Raw genomic sequence first — 16,949 nt, forward strand, 5'->3', positions numbered from 1 at the left:
TATATCCATATGTTTTACAATACAAAAGGTAAGGAAAAATTTTCAAGATAAGGAGGCGTTGGACATGAATAAATTTTTTGACACTACAAAACAACATTATATTGTCCAATACACAACCTTCTATATGAGAACTCGATCTAACCAATGATACGTGAATCAGAGCCTCAGGATGTGTATACATTCTGGGGCCTTTTTATGCTTTTTAGTACGAAAAGTCACCCATATATTTAGGGTGGCTTTTTATTTTGTTGAAGGAGTGTAGAACATGATTCTTTAATTGGATAGAGCAAGTAACGGTAAGAAAATGAAAACTTGGAGGTTAGAAAAATGGAAGTGTTGAACACGCAGATTACTGATCAGATTACGATAGTAGAATATGATCCGAGCTATGCAGCAGCAGTCGCTGAAATGTGGAATAAGAGTCAAGATGGCTGGGGTGGCGGAAACTCGATCATGACGGAAGAACAAGTATTAAAGAAAGAATCGAACTCATCAAACCTCCATTTATATCTTGCCCTCGATGGAGATAAGGTCGTTGGTTATTGCAGTTTAGGAGAATATCGAGAAGATGATGGAGCGCTCTACATCCCGTTATTGAATGTAAGAGGAGATTATCATGGTAAGAAGATCGGCAAAAAGCTTGTACTAAAAGCGCTACAAAAAGCGATTGAAATGAAGTGGCCGCGTTTGGATTTATACACATGGCCAGGGAACACGAAGGCAGTTCCACTCTATAAAAAATGTGGATTCTTTTGGGAGGATCGGGATGACACGACACATCTCATGAACTTTATGCCTTCCGTTATGCAAACAGAGGCGGTTTTGGATTATTTTAATGATGGTAAATGGTACGAAAACAGTACACGTACGATTGAAACAATCCCTGATGGAAACAACGAAAATGAATTTCATTATTATGAGTATGCTTGGAATCATGAGACTCTTGGTAACTTGAAGATGGAATTTGAGCGTTTTGGAAGAGGACTTCGCTCCATTGAAACTGATGATTATAAAATCTTAGCGGTTGTTGAACACTTTAATCTTGTTTTTGGCTCTGAATATAAGATTCGATACCAAATGATTAATAAAACAAGTAAGCCGTTAACCGTAGAGATCCAAGGTGTGGACGATAAGAACATTCAGTTCGCAACTTCAAAAAAAATCACAGTTCAAAAGGAAGAAGAGATTGAGATTCCTTTTGTGGTAAATCCAATTAGTGTAGATCAAAGTGTATGGAGAACGCACCCAGCTGTTACTTCTCAATTACTGATCAATGGGAAGAAAGCACAATTTAGAGTAGGGATTCGTCCTAAGTATCCAGTTAAGCTAAGCTGTAGCACTCCGGGTAATCTAAGTTTTGTCGGCAGTTCATCTCGACTGTTTTTTAACTTTGAAAATAACTTTGATGAAACAGTAACATTTAGCTTTGAACTTCCTTCATCAGAATTGGTTACCATTCAGGATCGAAATGTGAATGTTACGCTAGCACCGAAAGGAAAGCAATCAATATCCGTTCCTTTTAAGCTAATGATGAATGGATTTTACTCTGACGAAGTCCAAATCTCCGCAAAGAAATCCAATGGAGATATCGTTACTTTTACGAAAAAGCTTGGTGTAGCATTGCAAGGGATCGGAGCTAGATTCGCTGGAGAGTGTGATGATTTTTATCACGTATGCAACGGACAATATCAAATCCGACTAGATAAATTCAACAACTGGATTGCACCAGGTAAAGGTGATGTGGATTACAAAATGGCTTTCATGGTGCCTCAGCTCGGCAAACCTTTCTCAGAAGAGATAACGCGAATTCGTCCAGAGAAAATCGAACCATTGGTCGAAGATGGTTACGCAGGATTAAGAGCAACTTTTCATTCACAGGCGTTTCCAGAATTGCAACTTGCTACTGTTGTGAAATTGTACAGCGAAGGTCTAGTAGAAAGATACGATGAAGTAACAAATATAAGCGATGTAGAAACAGCCGAAGAGGTATGGCTGAATACGCCGATCATGTGTCCTATGCTTGATAAAGGGATATTGCCTTATGAAGGAAGATACATTGAATTAAATGATTCTATGGGATCTGGTTTATCATATTGGGATCCTAGTAAACTTACAGAAAACTGGCTTTTCTTACGTGGAAATAATAACCCTAGAGGCATTTCATGGCCGAGAGAGGGGAAAGTGAATTTCTCCAGTTGGTTCATGTATCTTGAGAATAAGTTAGGCAAATTAGCTCCTCAAGAAACTGTAGCGACAAAGCCAATCACCATGACAATTGGTGCTTTCCGTGATTGGCAATCATTCAGAGAATTTGCGACGCAAAAGGGTGATAAGCCAGCCAGTTTGACCAATCATATGAACGTATCGGTTAACGGGGGAAATCCTTTTATTGATAATAGTGAGTGCAAAGCTGTTGTGAGAGATTATAAGTCTTCGTTTTTTAACGGGTTTATTGAAATGAAACTAGACGATGAGATTCTGCAGAGTCATCTATTCGCTTCAGATGAAGAGTTAACACATGCCGAGTTTGATATCGAATTACCAGACGATAGGGGTATACATGTATTAACTTCCAAAATGAATTTAGGTGCTGTTCATGTTACACGACAATCAGCCGCTTTTGTGTTGAGTAATCAAGCCATTCAGTTGGAAAAGTCGATAAAAGATGGTCTTGAAGTGTACACCGTAGACAATGGAGAAATGAAGATCTCAGCTTCAGCACAGTTCGCGCCTTCATTGTTTTCTCTTCAATACGGAGATCAAGAGTGGATGGATTCACCGTTTCCAAAACCAACACCAAAATCATGGTGGAATCCTTGGTTCGGCGGTATCGCAGGTCTCCTAGAAGGCACGAGTCTTCATTCCTTATTAAAAGAGGAAAGCACTGTTGAATTTGTAGAAGAGAAAGACAGCAAAGGGAACGTGTGGAGAGGTCTTAAAGTATCTACTATCTATAAAAAGCACGAGAAGTTTAAAGGCATTCAAATTCACAAGTACTTCTTGATGCTGCCAGGAGTTCCAGTGCTTTGCCATACAACGGAAATCGTTCAGAACATGGAGAGCTATTTGGACGGTAAGAACTTTTACACAGGGTGTTTCTTAAATCCAGGACCAGAGCCTGCTAGGAGCTGGGGAAGCTTTCAGTCTGAAAATGGGGAGTGGACCATGGTTTCTGGTGCGAAAGGTGAGCAGGAAATGACAGTAGAACGCAGCGTGATCTACGGGTCTGATAATCATGAGAACCTGCTTCAAATTGTAGCGGACCAAAACGTTACACATGTAGATTCGTATATTAATTTAGAAGTCATTGAGCTTGGATACTCAGAAAAGGTGAGCCTTGAGCACGGTGCTAAGCAATTCACTTCACCTGTGTTTTATGTATTTAATGATAAAGTGATTCCAGATACAGCATTAGAAGATTTAAAGAAAATAAAATTCAGCTAGAAAGGGCGAACTCATGAAAATTATCGATGCACACATGCATTTTTCAAACATTGAAAGCTTCAAACATACGGCAACAAACCTTTCTAAACTTGACTATTCATATGATGGGATCATCAAAGAATATAAGGAATCTAATGTTGTGCTCGGCATCGCGATGGGGTTAACAGAAAAGGAGCTAGAGGGTTTTCCAGACCCTCTAGCTCCAACCCCAATGGGGATTGATCTGGATACGAAAATCCCTGAGAACGTCGTGTATTGTGCAGGCATCAATCCGTATCACCTAGGAGAGAGAGAATTAATACAGCTTGAAGAAACAGTTCAGCGACCTGAAGTTGTGGGTATCAAAATCTACCTCGGTTATTACCCGTACTATGCGTATGATGAAGTGTATCAGCCAGTTTATAAGTTAGCGGCGAAATATGGTTTGCCAGTCGTCTTTCACACAGGTGATACTTATTCAGAGCGTGGTTTGTTGAAGTACTCACATCCCCTAACGCTAGATGAAGTAGCGGTTATGCATAGAGACGTGAATTTCATGATGGCGCATTTCGGCGACCCATGGACCTTAGACGGAGCAGAAGTTATTTACAAGAATCGTAATATGTATGCCGATCTGTCGGGGCTAGTTGTTGGAACAAGAGAGGATATTACAAGATACAAAGATTCACCAAGATTCTTCAATCATTTGCGCCATGCCTTAACGTTCACGGATAACTATGAAAAGTTTTTGTTCGGAACGGATTGGCCGCTCGTACCAATACAGCCGTATATTGATTTTATAAAAGAGATCATTCCTGAAGAGCATCATGAAGATGTTTTTTACAACACGGCGGTAAAGATTTTCCCGAAGATTAAGACGTTTTTAAAATAATTATCAGTAGTCAGAGGGGTGATGCCAATGGTACGTGTCTGCGGTTTTCATATGAAGTATTTTAATAGATTACGAACTGAAAGAAGGGATCACCACTATGATATCCGGAAAAAAAGTAGAGTTACGACCCGTTTCACTTGAAGATCATAAGCGAACATACCACTGGCGAAATGATAAAGAGACCGCTACATTTGATGCAGGTTCTGGTTATTATCGATATAGTCATGTGCCACTGGAACAGATCCAAGCAAGCTATGAAAAAGATATTCGTACCATTGATAAACGTGAAGTAGGAGAGTTCTCGATCTATACAAGAGGGGAAGACGCGCGTCATATTGGTTCGATCGGATACCGAAGCCTAGATATAATCTCACGACGATGTGTGGTAGGAATAGGGATTGGTGAGAAAGAGCTTTGGGGTAAAGGATATGGGACCGATGCGTTAAGAGCCTTTCTTCATTATCTATTTCATACAATGAATTTAAAACGTGTACAACTGGATACATGGAGTGGTAACGCACGCGCGATACGCGCTTATGAGAAGTGCGGTTTTGTAGTTGAAGGACGTCTCAGGAATGATGCTTATATCGATGGCAAGTATTATGACACGATTGTTATGGGCGTGTTAAGAGCCGATTTTGTATATGACACAGATAACTTCTCTTAATTCATGAAAGTCATCGCTAAGTCCACATGGCATTTACTTAAACTAATTCCATGTTTTTTATTCTTAAAAGAAGGTGAGTTAAGTATACTCACCTTCTTCTTTTTTAACTGGAATAAAGCGATGAAAGAGGGAGGCAGATGAATGCTTTTTTTGTGGAAAAGTACTGAGCGGGAAGACAACGGAAAAAAAGTGTTAAAAAAATGTTGTGGCTTTTTATCATACCCGATCCTTTTACCCAATACATATTGTAACGAACCCAAAGCGGCATGTATCATTTCTGTTGGCACGTTAATGAAGAGGGTCATAAACTGGTACTTAAAATGATAAGAGTGATGAAACAGGTAGCTGCTATAGTGACGAAAGAACATGGAGCTTGTAAAGTAGTTACAATATAGGTAATTATCGAGATTCTAAACACCTTCACTGGCATATTGTGTGGGGAAAGCCAAAGGCATAGACTTCTAAAAATCATATTAATATTGAAACTTACAATGTTGCTAAACGACTAATTCACAAAGGGGGATTGGTTAGAAATGAAGAAGCTCATAATGATGATTTGCTTTGGAACGTTATTATCAATTTTGGGAATAAGTAATGAAGCTCATGCTACAAGTTGGGCAGAACTTCAACCAAAGGAAGTTCATAAAAGAGCTGAAGTAATTGTAATTGGCCGATATGATTTCACAAGTAAACCTAAAGGAAGAAATATGGTGTTTACTAGTTATGAATTTATCATTGATAAGGTATATGAAGGGGATGTACCTTATAAAATAAGGGCAGGTATCGATGGGTACGACGTTGGTTGGGCGGATGAATTACAAAAAGATGGTGGAAAGTTTTTGCTTTTTCTTGATAATAATAAGGATTCTAGCTTTCTAACCCCAGTTGGTGGACCTAATGGAATGATTCAGATCTCAGAGGGGAAAGTACTACATCATAATAGTAAGAGCAAAGCGTATTATGAGGAGTTTCTATTAAAACAACCAGAAAAGCCTATAGTCAAAACGACTAATGAAACCTTTCAAAACGACAATGACGAGTATAAGTATTTGCATGTTGGCTTAGTTGTCTTCTTCGTTTGTATTGGAATCTTCTTTCTAGTGAGATTCAGGCAAGCTAAATAAAAAAATTGCTTTGACATCTTCCGCTAAACTGACTATACTAATAAAAATTTAACATTTTATGGCTATGAAGAGAAAAGTAGTTAAGTAACATTATTTCCAGAGAGCTCTTGGTTGGTGTGAAAGAGCAATAATACCTTAACGAAAAAAGACTCTGAGCTTTGTACGGATGCAAAGATTTCTTTGCTGATACTACAACGGGATCTCCCGTTACAGAGATAGGGTATACGCAAATGATTGTTGTTCATTGCCGTACCTGAAGAGGTTGATATGGTGACATATGAACAAACTGAGGTGGTACCGCGAACGCTAAATAAGCTCTCGTCCTCAAGATGAATAATCTTGGGGGTGAGGGCTTTTTTGTTTTTCTTTTTTATAAAAATGGAGGAGTGATTCAATTATGCATTGGGCATATCGAATAGCAGAAGAATTAATAAGGAAGCACCCAGATCGAGAGACGTTTGTTTGTGCATCAGGCATCAGTCCATCGGGCTCGATTCATATTGGAAATTTTCGAGAAGTGGTTACCACATATTTTGTTGTAAGAGCATTGCAACACCTAGATAAGAAAACACGTTTTATCTTTTCATGGGATGATTTTGATCGTTTTCGTAAAGTCCCGAAAAATGTTGATCCGACTTTTGAACAATATATTGGAATGCCATACTCAGAGATTCCATGTCCGTTTGGGTGCCACAGTTCTTACGCTGAGCACTTTGAAAGAGAGTTTGAACAGTCACTCAGAGACTTCGGGATCGTTCCTGATTTCATCTATCAAAGCAAGGAATATCAATCAGGAAGATATCAAACTCAGATCGTTCAAGCTCTTCAAAATCGTAAACAGGTCTATGATATTTTAATGAATTTTAAAACTAGTGAACACAGCATGGAAGAGCGAGAGCGCTTTTATCCGATAAATGTGTACTGTGAAGTTTGCAGGAAAGATACGGTAAACATTCACAGATTTCAAGATGAAAGATTAAGTTACACTTGTTCATGTGGTCATTCAAATTCTATCAAAGTAGAAGAAGCGACAAACATCAAGTTGAATTGGAAAGTGGATTGGCCGATGAGATGGCAGGCTGAAGATGTGATTTTTGAACCGGGTGGAAGAGACCATTCTTCTGCGACTGGAAGCTTTAATGTTTCCAAGGAGATCGCATCCCACATTTATAACTTTCAAGCACCTGAATATGAACCGTATGATTTTATTAGTATTAAAGGATCTGGTGAGAAGATGTCGAGTTCTTCGGGAAACAATATTACACCTGGAGAGTTGTTGAACATCTATACACCAGAAGTTATCCTTTTCATGTTTGCCAAGTATCAGCCGAATGCACCTTTCCATATTGGGTTAGATGATGACGTGATTAGGAACTACACAGAGTATGAAAGATTTAGCCATGCAGAGAAAAGTCAGTTAAAAGAAGAGATATCAGCAGCTTTGGAACTTTCTTCAGTAACATCTGTTATAAGGCGTGTACCTAAATTTAGCCATGTGGCGAGTATATTGCCGCTTGTAAATTTCGATACCTCACTCGTTCGTGAAGTGTTGGAGAGAACAGGGGAGGCGTATACGTTGAAAGAGGTAGCTGGCGTTTGTGAAAGAGCTGAATATTGGTTAAAAAATTGGTGTTCAGAGAAAGTACTTAAAGTTAATAAAGATAAGGATTTACACTTTTACGGGTTACTAGATGATATAGAGAAAAAGTGGATTGAAGACTTTGTAAGGTTATTGATGTCTGAAATAGATATTCAGGATGAAGAGCTGATGAGAAGCGTTTACGATATTTGTCATGTAGATGATTCCAAACTAAAGAAAAGTAACCAAAAAAGATTGTTTAGCACCATATATCAACTGGTTTTAAACAGCAACAGTGGACCCCGAATTCCAATATTGATTCATTCTGTTGGTAAAGAGCGGTTGATAAGTTTGCTGACATTCTGATACGAAGGTTTCTGTCGGGTTTTCATGAAATACTGTCCACTTTATAAAAAATACTGTCCAGTTTTAAGATTTACTGTCTACTTTCGAACATTTACTGTCCACTTTCACAATAATACTGTCCATTCGACAAATCCACTTACCGATGAAACACAAAAAGGTGACGCCCCACCCGGAGCGTCACCTCAACTTATCATCACTTCTTCAATTCCTGACCCATACCTTTCAAAAAGTGAAGACCAAATCCGATCGCTCGGTTAATATCAGGGTCTTTCAGCGACTTCACAAGATCAAACGCGCCGATCTTCTTATCGCTCTCCACAAAGTCTTCCCCCTGCTTCAAGCCAGAAACAACACTATCAAGCATCTTAGCCGTAACTTCTGGATCCATTTTCGTTAAAACACCCGCTGCACCCATTAAGTTGTTGATTATGTTTGTCACCGGTTCGCGCGTTGCTTGACCGAGTGCGATGCTTGCGATTTTATCTTTTGCGACAAGCATGGAGTTTGCCGCTTCCAATGCCCCGATTTTATCAAGCTCACCTATAAAATCGAGCGCCTTCGTTAGTGCTGCATCTTTCTCAGCTAATGCTTTTTGCAGTTCATTAAGTTTCTCTTGCTGAATCTGCTCTTCGGTTTTTATGTTCTTTTTGATAACCGTAGTTGGTTGTGCCATATTAATTCCGCCTCCTTAGACTTCATCCGTCAAGTGAACATAGCCCGGACGGTTCCATTTACGCTGTACTTCAACACCGTTTTGCGGATAGCGTTTTTTATTTCTTGGATTGTTGCCAGGAAGCTTCACTTCTCCTTCACGACTAATGATCTCCATTCGTACTTTCGTCTGTTTGTAAGCTGGGGTATGTGTACGATGATCAACAGCTGGACCGGTTAAAAAGTTGATCGCCGTCTCGTTGTTCACAGAGTTCATCGGAAGATACAGCTCGTTGTTTTTTACACGATCTGTAACGAGTGCATTCAACTTCACGGCTCCAAACGGCGAGATTAACCGAACGACTGAGCCATCGATCACACCACGTTCTTCAGCAAGACTAGGTGATACTTCAACGAAAACATCAGGAACCTTATGCTGGATGCCTTTTGATTTATTCGTCAGATTGCCTTCATGAAAATGTTCGAGCATGCGCCCGTTGTTGATATGAAGATCGAACTCTTCTGGAAACTCTGCGGGATGCATCCAGTCTGATAGTGCAAAGCGTGCTTTTTTGTCAGGGAAGTTGAAGCCTTTTGTGTAGAGAAGCGGTGTGCTTTTACCGCTAAAGTCTCCCCAAAGGAAACTGCCCCAGCCTTCTAGCACATCATAGTTTGCTTCTCCAAATAGAGGAGCAAGACCCGCCATCTCTTCAAAGATTTCACCTGGATGACTGTAGTTCCAATCTGCACCCATTCGAATGGCGATCGCTTGGATGATTTCCCAGTCAGGACGAGATCCTCCTGTTGTAGGTAGAGCTTGATACAAACGCTGCACACGACGTTCCGTATTCGTAAATGTTCCTTCTTTTTCAAGAGAAGGAGCTGCAGGCAGAACGACATCTGCGTATTGTGCGGTTTTTGTTAAGAAAATATCTTGGACAACAAAGAATTCAAGCTGACTGAGCATCTCATGAACATGGTTGGAGTTTGAATCAACGAGCGCCATGTCTTCGCCGACTAAATACATCGATTTAATCTCGCCCGTTCCGATGCCTTCGACCATCTGGATGTTGTCTTTACCAGGTTTGCTGTCGATTGTTACGCCATACGCTTTTTCAAATTTTGCACGAGCAACGTCATCGGTAATATGCTGATATCCTGGCAGCCAAGCTGGTAGAGTCCCCATATCACAAGCGCCTTGAACGTTGTTGTGACCTCGTAGCGGGTAAGCGCCAGCACCAGGACGACGATAGTTACCAGTTGCTAATAGCAAGTTTGAGATGGCAGCTGAAGTGTCACTTCCACCAGTATTTTGTGTTACACCCATCCCCCAAAGGATGCATGTGCCGTCCGCGTCACGGATCATTTTCGCCACATCAATAATCGTTTCTCGTGAGAGCCCTGTATGTTCCTCGGCATATTCTAATGTATATTTTTCAAGTACTTCTTTAAAATCTTCAAAATAATGCACGTTCTCATCAATAAATGTCTGATCGTGCCAGCCTTGATCGATCATGTACTTCGTAACGGCCATGAGCCATACTTGGTCAGTGCCTTGTTTCGGACTCATGAAAATATCTGAGCGTTCAGCAAGTTCATGTTTACGAAGGTCCGCTACGATTAATTTTTGTCCATGCAATTTGTGTGCACGCTTTACACGAGTCGCAAGAACCGGATGCCCTTCTGTCGGATTCGCTCCAACGACGATCACGAGACCCGCTTCTGCGATGTCTTGAATCGTACCAGCATCACCACCCATTCCAACCGTGCGGAACAATCCATCTGTTGCAGGAGACTGACAATAACGAGAGCAGTTGTCAACGTTGTTCGTGCCGATGATCTGACGCGCGAATTTTTGCATTAAATAGTTTTCTTCATTTGTGATTTTAGAAGATGACACAAAGCCAAGCGCGTTGCTGCCGTGTTTTTCTTTTATCGCGCTCATTTTATCAGCTATTACTGTAAGTGCTTCGTCCCAAGTGGATTCTACAAAAACGCCGTCTTTTCGAATGAGTGGAGTAGTGAGGCGTTCTTCGCTATTCACAAAATCCCAGCCGAATTTTCCTTTAACACACGTGGAGATCGCGTTTACAGGACCTTCACTTGGTTCGACTTTTAAAATTTTTCTGCCTTTTGTCCATACTTCGAACGAACAGCCAACACCGCAGAACGTACAAACCGTTTTTGTCTTTTTCGTACGTGTTTCACGCATTGCGGCTTCCACTTCAGAAATCGCGAAGATTCCGCTATAGCCAGGCTCAACTTCTTTAACAAGCTCGACCATCGGCTCAAGTAGCTCTTCTTTCAATCCTGTCATAAAGCCCGCTTCGCCAAGCATTGATTTTTCCATAAGAGCGTTACAAGGACAGACGGTAACACATTGTCCGCAGCTGACACATGAGGAATCGTCGATACTTGAACCTGCATCCCAAATCACCCGCGGGCGTTCGCGTTCCCAATCGATCGAAAGTGTCTCATTCACCTGTAAATTTTGGCATACCTCCACACACTGACCGCACGTGATACATTGGTTGGCATCATATCGGTAAAAGGGGTGAGACATGTCAATATCCACAGGTTCTTCTTTAGGCGAGTAGGGAACCGCTTGGTGTTCGATCTCCATCAGTTCTGCTGTGTTATGCAGTTTACAGTTGCCGTTATTGTTATCACAAACCGTGCAATAAAGAAGATGGTTCTCGAGTAAACGATCCATCGCCTCGTTCTGCGCATCCTTTGCTCTCGTAGAAGAACGCTCGATCCTCATACCGTCGAGTGCCATCGTTGAGCACGAACGCATCAGCTTGCCGTCAACCTCTACGATACATGTATCACAAGTTTCTATCGGATCAACTTCTGGGGTGTAACAAATTTGGGGGTGAGATAGTTCGTTTTTATTTAATAGATCGAGAATAGATTTGCCAGAAGGAGCTTCGTATTTGTTTCCGTCGATTGAGATTTGAATCAACTTATCCATTTGAATTCTTCCTTTCGTTTAATACTTCTAATCATCATAAAACTTACTGATTGTACAAAAAAATCCACCACGAAAGCACAAATTCTATAGACGTACAGAAAATGTGTGTTCATGGTGGAATAGTGTAATAGCAGGTCATACCATTTGGCCAATCCAGCATTGGATCTCTTTTATTCTAATTAAAAGATAGATCATTATGTAATTTAACAAGATGGAAGGAAAAACAGTGTGAACGATTTTTTCTACCAACTTTTCTCTTTTATTATAACGTTTACATTGTCAAGAAACAACCAGACTTGAATGCTAGCATTTCATTTTAATCACGTGCGAAAAGTAAGTACATCATGTATGATTAGAAAAAAATGGAGAAATTGTGGTGATGTTCGAATGACGAAGAAAGTACATGACTTTAATGATATTATTCGTAAACTTCGTAAGAACTTATTAGGAAAAGGACCTGAGAAAATACATACGGTCTTTGTAGAAAACATGGCGATCTCAACCATGTATGGAAATTTAACACCAACTGAAAAATTCATTGCCCGAACGGCTGAAGGCAAGGAGATGGTGCATGCTGCGAGAACTCGCCTGATTCAGGACGTTTACGCAACAGCACCACCAGATGGATTAGAAGATGTGACCGGTGCAAAATTTGTTCATCTGTTCTCAGATTTTAAAGTGGATGAAGACATGGCTGTGTCTGTCTTTGTTTTTGATAAACCGATCGCATAGCGAAGGGGTGATTGTCTTATGAAACCTATTGTGACCAAGCGTAGTATTCTGCAGATTAAGAGCGGTCTTCCTGTGAACGTAGAAGACACCATTGTGACCGAACTTCCTGTAACGATTAAGATCAATGGGGAAGAATTTGTAACGATGGTATGCAGTCCAGAGTACATTGAGGATATGGTCGTAGGCTATCTCGCTTCGGAAGGAATTATCCGAAACTATAAAGATATTAAAGACCTATGGGTGCAAGAGGACGGAAGCTTTGTACACGTGACGACAGATCGCTTGAACCCGGTCTATCAAAATTTGCAGAATAAAAGATACATAACTTCATGCTGTGGCATGAGCAGGCAAGGCTTTGTTTTTGCAAATGATGCACGAACAGCGAAATCTATGAATGAAGTCAGGGTGCAAGTTACGCCTGAAGACTGCTTCCGTTTGATGCAAGAGATGCAGAACGGAGCAGGTGTTTTTCAAGAGACAGGCGGTGTGCATAACGCAGCACTTTGTGACGTGAACGGAATTGTGCTGAGCCGGATGGACATAGGACGTCACAATGCCCTCGATAAAATTTATGGATATTGCTTAAAGAATAATATTTTCATAGGAGATAAGATTCTCGTGTTCAGTGGTCGGATTTCTTCTGAGATCTTGTTAAAAGTAGCGAAGATAGGCTGTGAAATTGTCCTCTCTAAATCAGCTCCAACAGAATTTGCACTGCAATCAGCAGAAGAGCTCGGAATTACGACGGTTGGTTTTGTAAGAGGAGATTCTATGAATGTGTATACACGCCCTGAGCGGATTGTTGTATGAGTCTAAGAGTTAATACACTTGGTATTCTTTTAAATAATGTCCGGATTTTGTTAGAAGAACGGGAAGGGAACCATTCGGAAGGAACGGGGACTTATTACAGACCTATTGGTGGTACGATAGAATTTGGAGAGAAATCAGAGCAAACGATTGTTCGTGAATTTTACGAAGAGTTAGGCGCAGCCATTAAGGTGAAGCGTTACCTGGCATGTGTAGAAAATATTTTTGTTGTCGATAAAAAGATGGGGCATGAGATTTCACAGATTTACTTAGTGGAATTCGTAGATTCAGATTTATATCTGGCAAAAGATTTTATTGTAACAGAGGGACAGCAAAAGACGATTGCGAAATGGATAGACTTAGATGATATTTTAGAAAATCGTATGCTTCTTTTTCCTAAGGATTTACGAGATCTACTTAAGAAATCCTAGTGTGACACCTCTTTTATAAACATAATAATCAAAGAATAACTGTCAAAGTAGTTCTGACATATTGCAGAACTACTTTTTATTTTGAGAAAAAATGAACGAAATGGAATGTTCTTACCAATAGATAGTGAAAGGTAAAGGAGAGGTGAGAGTGGATACAAAAACAGAGTTTGAAGAACTTATACGACGTACACGATCTGGAAATAAGCATGCTTATGGAGAACTATATGAAAATACAGTGAATGATGTGTATCAAACGGTTCATTTTTTACTAGACGATAAATCAGATGTTGATGATGTCGTTCAAGAAATTTATGTAGAAGTACTAAGAAATTTACATCGCTTCAACAAAGATAAACCATTTCGACCATGGTTGAAAGGGATTGCGATCAAACAAATTTCTGCTTATAGAAGAAAGCGATGGATTAGTTTTAGAAACTACCAAAAAATGTATCAGCAGCCTTCTGAGGTTGAAGATGATTTTTCTCCGCAAGTTGTTGATGGCCTTTTTAATAAACAACTCGTTCAACTAGTAGAACAACTTCCGTATAAATTGAGACAAGTCATTATATTACGCTATCTTAATGAGCATTCTCAAGAAGAGGTAGCGTCTATTTTAAAAATTCCAGTTGGAACAGTTAAGTCTAGAGTCCATACAGCACTCAAAAAGCTGCGTAAACAAGAAGAGTTAGGAAACATTTTTTTAAGAAAGGTGGAGAATGTTTAATGGCACATGTAAACCAGTTAAAAACGGCACTGAATGAAGAGGCTAGGAATGTTTGTCCACCACCTGAGTTGAAGAGTAAGGTTATGTGTCAGTTTACACAAAAAAGAAATTGGGGCATGAAAAGATATGCAGCTGCTTTCCTTATTGCATTGTTTATCGTTCCAACGAGTGCATTTGCGTATCAATCGTTGTTAGCAGACGGTCTATACGGTTCTTTTGCTAACGTAAAAAAACATGTGGCTTCAGCCACGTTAGAGGGTTACATGACTTTTGATGCAAAGCTATCAGAAGTAAAAGGAGAAATGGGTAAGGAAGAGTATGAGAAGTTTCGAGGATCATTAAGTGTACTGACAGATGCAAAACTAAAGTATGGTGATCAATTTGGTAACATTAATTATGACCTGATGCCTAAAGAAAAAAAAGAAAAGATGAGAGCAAATTCTTTTGTACTTCAACCTTATTTTGATAAATTGAACGGTGATGTTTCGAGCAAGGAATTGCTTTCATCCCATGAATACAAATTATTTATTGATGCGCTCATGACGTACGAAACCATTCTAGCAAAGGCAGAAATAGATACGACTAAAGGCCCTGTAGTCATTGATAATTTACCTGACGAATATCGAGAACAATTTAAACTTACACAGAAATTTATACATAGTGTATACCAGTTACAAGAAGAACAAAGACAGTAAAATTAGAAAAAAGCAGTTCCGCCAATAATTGTGGAACTGCTTTCTTTTTTTACCAACCACGCTCGATCCAATCGTTTTGAACGACGGCTAATCGTTTCTTCTTTCCTCGCTGATCTCTTCCGTATACATCATCTACATACCATCCTCTACCGTTTACAGATGCATCGGTTTCATAGAGGAAGCGAACAAACTTTGTTCCTTCAGGGAGCTTTACCTTTTCGCGGTCCCATGTTTCTTCTTTTCCGGTATAGGTGTTTGGTAACGTTGTCCACGTTTCATTGTCGCTTGAAACTTGAACGAGACCTTTGTCACTTCCGTCTTCAATACTGAACCAATGGTTAAAATTAAGAATATCCTGATTTTTTCCGACTTCAAATGTTAATCCTTTTTTCAGGTTATCACCATATCCTGAAAACCAAGCTTTATCTCTATGATGAAGAGGAACCGAGATTGCATCGGCTGTAAGCTGTGCGACCTTGCGTCGAATCGGATTCATCGAGACTGTCGCACGAGATGGATGAACCCGATTTGTTAAGGTTAGTACAATCGTTTTATTCTTTGGTGAAACAACCATAGATGTACCGGTATATCCCGTGTGTCCTAGTGTTTCTTCATTGCTGAGAGCATCCATGTACCAACCTTGATTTAATTCCCAGCCTAGTCCGTGAGAGTTGGTTGGAAACTGTGGGAGCTGATTTTCTGTTAATAAGCTAACCGTTTCTGGGTTTAGAATCTGTGTTTTACCGTACTTACCATTCTGTAAGATCATATGTCCAAAAATGGCGAGGTCTTTAGCGGTAGAAAAGACACCCGCATGACCTGCAACGCCATCTAAACTCCACGCGTTCTCATCATGCACACTGCCCCAAACCATGCCGCGTCCGATTGCTGGCTGATATTCTGTTGCTGCGATTCGGTTACGAAGATCTGGAGAAGGGTTGTACATCGTATCTTTCATTCCTAGAGGTTCAGTGATGTTCTTTTTTACATAGTCATCGAGACGTTGACCTGACAATCTTTCAACTAAAACACCAAGTGTAATTAGATTTAGGTCGCTGTATGTATACGTTGTCCCAGGCTCATTCTTTAAGCCGTATTTTAAAGCAATCTGCAACCGTTCCTCGCGATTCGCACCCATGCTGTATAGAGGAATCCATGCTGTGAAACCTGAAGTATGCGTCATGATCTGCCGAATCGTTACGTTCTCTTTTCCGTTTTCATTAAACTCTGGAATATATTTTCCGACAGGATCATCTAGATTGAACTTTTCTTGTTCATAAAGCTTCATTGCTGCCGTTGTTGTGAAGAGTTTAGAGATTGAGGCAATATCAAAAATCGTGTCTTTTCTCATCTCAACAGGCTGGGCCATTTCTGTGAACTGATCGTCTATGTATCGCGCGGAATAGCCGTAAGCATCATGCTTTGCGATGCTGCCACTTCTAGCGATAAGAACGACAGCGCCTGGCATGGTTCGTTTTTCAATCTCACTTTCAATAAACGGACCGATTTGCTCGAGCGGTTCTCTTTTTAGTGAGGCACTTTCAGGTGTTCCCGGATGTAGAACAGATGATGGTTTAGAGGGATGATTCCAGTCACCGTGATGTGTGCGATTATTTTGTTGGGAGGAGGAGCCATCTGCAAAAATGGAAGGAGTAAAACTGGATAATAACAGGGCTGTACTTAGCATGGTACAAACTAAAACACGTTTTCCGCTCATAAGTCATTCTCCTTATTCTGAATATTCTTACACTTACTTACAGTAGCAATCAGGAGAAAAGGTGTCTATCACTCGGAAGTCCCACAGCACTTTGTCCTATTTAAATTGTAGGGGGTCTGGTCAGACCCCCTACAATTTAAAGGAACTTTTCATCTTTTCTCGAATAA

Annotated in this window: 13 protein-coding genes and 1 other annotated feature; of the genes, 10 read left to right on the forward strand and 3 right to left on the reverse strand. The window is 40.2% G+C overall.

Annotated features, from left to right (window positions below; translation table 11 throughout):
• The first annotated feature begins 327 nt into the window (after window positions 1-327).
• The 5 genes from P4V41_RS17410 to lysS all read left to right on the forward strand — a co-directional run bounded on the left by P4V41_RS17410 (window position 328) and on the right by lysS (window position 8,051).
• Entirely contained in the window at window positions 328-3,444 is a 3,117-nt protein-coding gene (locus tag P4V41_RS17410) for a GNAT family N-acetyltransferase (RefSeq protein ID WP_328086447.1), read from the forward strand.
• Between the two features lie 13 nt (window positions 3,445-3,457).
• A complete protein-coding gene (locus P4V41_RS17415; RefSeq protein ID WP_328086448.1) occupies window positions 3,458-4,315 on the forward strand; it encodes an amidohydrolase family protein in 858 nt (285 codons plus the stop codon).
• A gap of 97 nt (window positions 4,316-4,412) precedes the next feature.
• Window positions 4,413-4,982, forward strand: coding sequence for a GNAT family protein (locus P4V41_RS17420; protein WP_328086449.1), 570 nt, complete (start codon window positions 4,413-4,415; stop codon window positions 4,980-4,982).
• A 533-nt stretch (window positions 4,983-5,515) separates the two neighbouring features.
• Window positions 5,516-6,106 carry a hypothetical protein gene (locus tag P4V41_RS17425; protein ID WP_328086450.1) on the forward strand — a complete coding sequence of 197 codons (591 nt, stop codon included), beginning with the start codon at window positions 5,516-5,518 and terminating at the stop codon, window positions 6,104-6,106.
• A 55-nt stretch (window positions 6,107-6,161) separates the two neighbouring features.
• Window positions 6,162-6,435 (forward strand) — a binding site (T-box leader).
• A 68-nt stretch (window positions 6,436-6,503) separates the two neighbouring features.
• Window positions 6,504-8,051 (forward strand): lysine--tRNA ligase, encoded by a 1,548-nt coding sequence (lysS, locus tag P4V41_RS17430; protein ID WP_328086451.1) that lies wholly within the window; start codon window positions 6,504-6,506, stop codon window positions 8,049-8,051.
• 193 nt (window positions 8,052-8,244) lie between these two features.
• Here lysS and P4V41_RS17435 read toward each other — a convergent pair whose 3' ends face one another.
• Entirely contained in the window at window positions 8,245-8,724 is a 480-nt protein-coding gene (locus tag P4V41_RS17435; protein ID WP_328086452.1) for a DUF1641 domain-containing protein, read from the reverse strand.
• Window positions 8,725-8,739: 15 nt separating this feature from the next.
• Window positions 8,740-11,676, reverse strand: a complete 2,937-nt coding sequence (gene fdhF, locus P4V41_RS17440; RefSeq protein ID WP_328086453.1) for a formate dehydrogenase subunit alpha — start codon at window positions 11,674-11,676, stop codon at window positions 8,740-8,742.
• Window positions 11,677-12,063: 387 nt separating this feature from the next.
• On the opposite strand from fdhF, the gene P4V41_RS17445 reads away from it, so the two are divergent.
• The 5 genes from P4V41_RS17445 to P4V41_RS17465 all read left to right on the forward strand — a co-directional run bounded on the left by P4V41_RS17445 (window position 12,064) and on the right by P4V41_RS17465 (window position 15,065).
• Window positions 12,064-12,408, forward strand: coding sequence for a DUF2294 domain-containing protein (locus P4V41_RS17445; RefSeq protein ID WP_137790251.1), 345 nt, complete (start codon window positions 12,064-12,066; stop codon window positions 12,406-12,408).
• An 18-nt stretch (window positions 12,409-12,426) separates the two neighbouring features.
• Window positions 12,427-13,218, forward strand: a complete 792-nt coding sequence (fdhD, locus tag P4V41_RS17450) for a formate dehydrogenase accessory sulfurtransferase FdhD (RefSeq protein WP_328086454.1) — start codon at window positions 12,427-12,429, stop codon at window positions 13,216-13,218.
• Window positions 13,215-13,646, forward strand: a complete 432-nt coding sequence (locus P4V41_RS17455; protein WP_328086455.1) for an NUDIX hydrolase — start codon at window positions 13,215-13,217, stop codon at window positions 13,644-13,646. Before fdhD ends, P4V41_RS17455 begins: the two co-directional genes overlap by 4 nt.
• A gap of 148 nt (window positions 13,647-13,794) precedes the next feature.
• Window positions 13,795-14,370, forward strand: a complete 576-nt coding sequence (locus P4V41_RS17460) for a sigma-70 family RNA polymerase sigma factor (protein WP_328086456.1) — start codon at window positions 13,795-13,797, stop codon at window positions 14,368-14,370.
• Window positions 14,370-15,065: a DUF3600 domain-containing protein gene (locus P4V41_RS17465; RefSeq protein ID WP_328086457.1), complete on the forward strand. Its 696-nt coding sequence runs from the start codon at window positions 14,370-14,372 to the stop codon at window positions 15,063-15,065. Before P4V41_RS17460 ends, P4V41_RS17465 begins: the two co-directional genes overlap by 1 nt.
• 49 nt (window positions 15,066-15,114) lie before the next feature.
• On the opposite strand, the gene P4V41_RS17470 is transcribed toward P4V41_RS17465, so the two are convergent.
• A complete protein-coding gene (locus P4V41_RS17470; RefSeq protein WP_328086458.1) occupies window positions 15,115-16,782 on the reverse strand; it encodes a serine hydrolase domain-containing protein in 1,668 nt (555 codons plus the stop codon).
• Window positions 16,783-16,949 lie beyond the last annotated feature (167 nt).

Origin of the sequence: Fictibacillus nanhaiensis, assembly GCF_036213205.1 — a bacterium.
Lineage (GTDB): Bacteria > Bacillota > Bacilli > Bacillales > Fictibacillaceae > Fictibacillus > Fictibacillus nanhaiensis_E.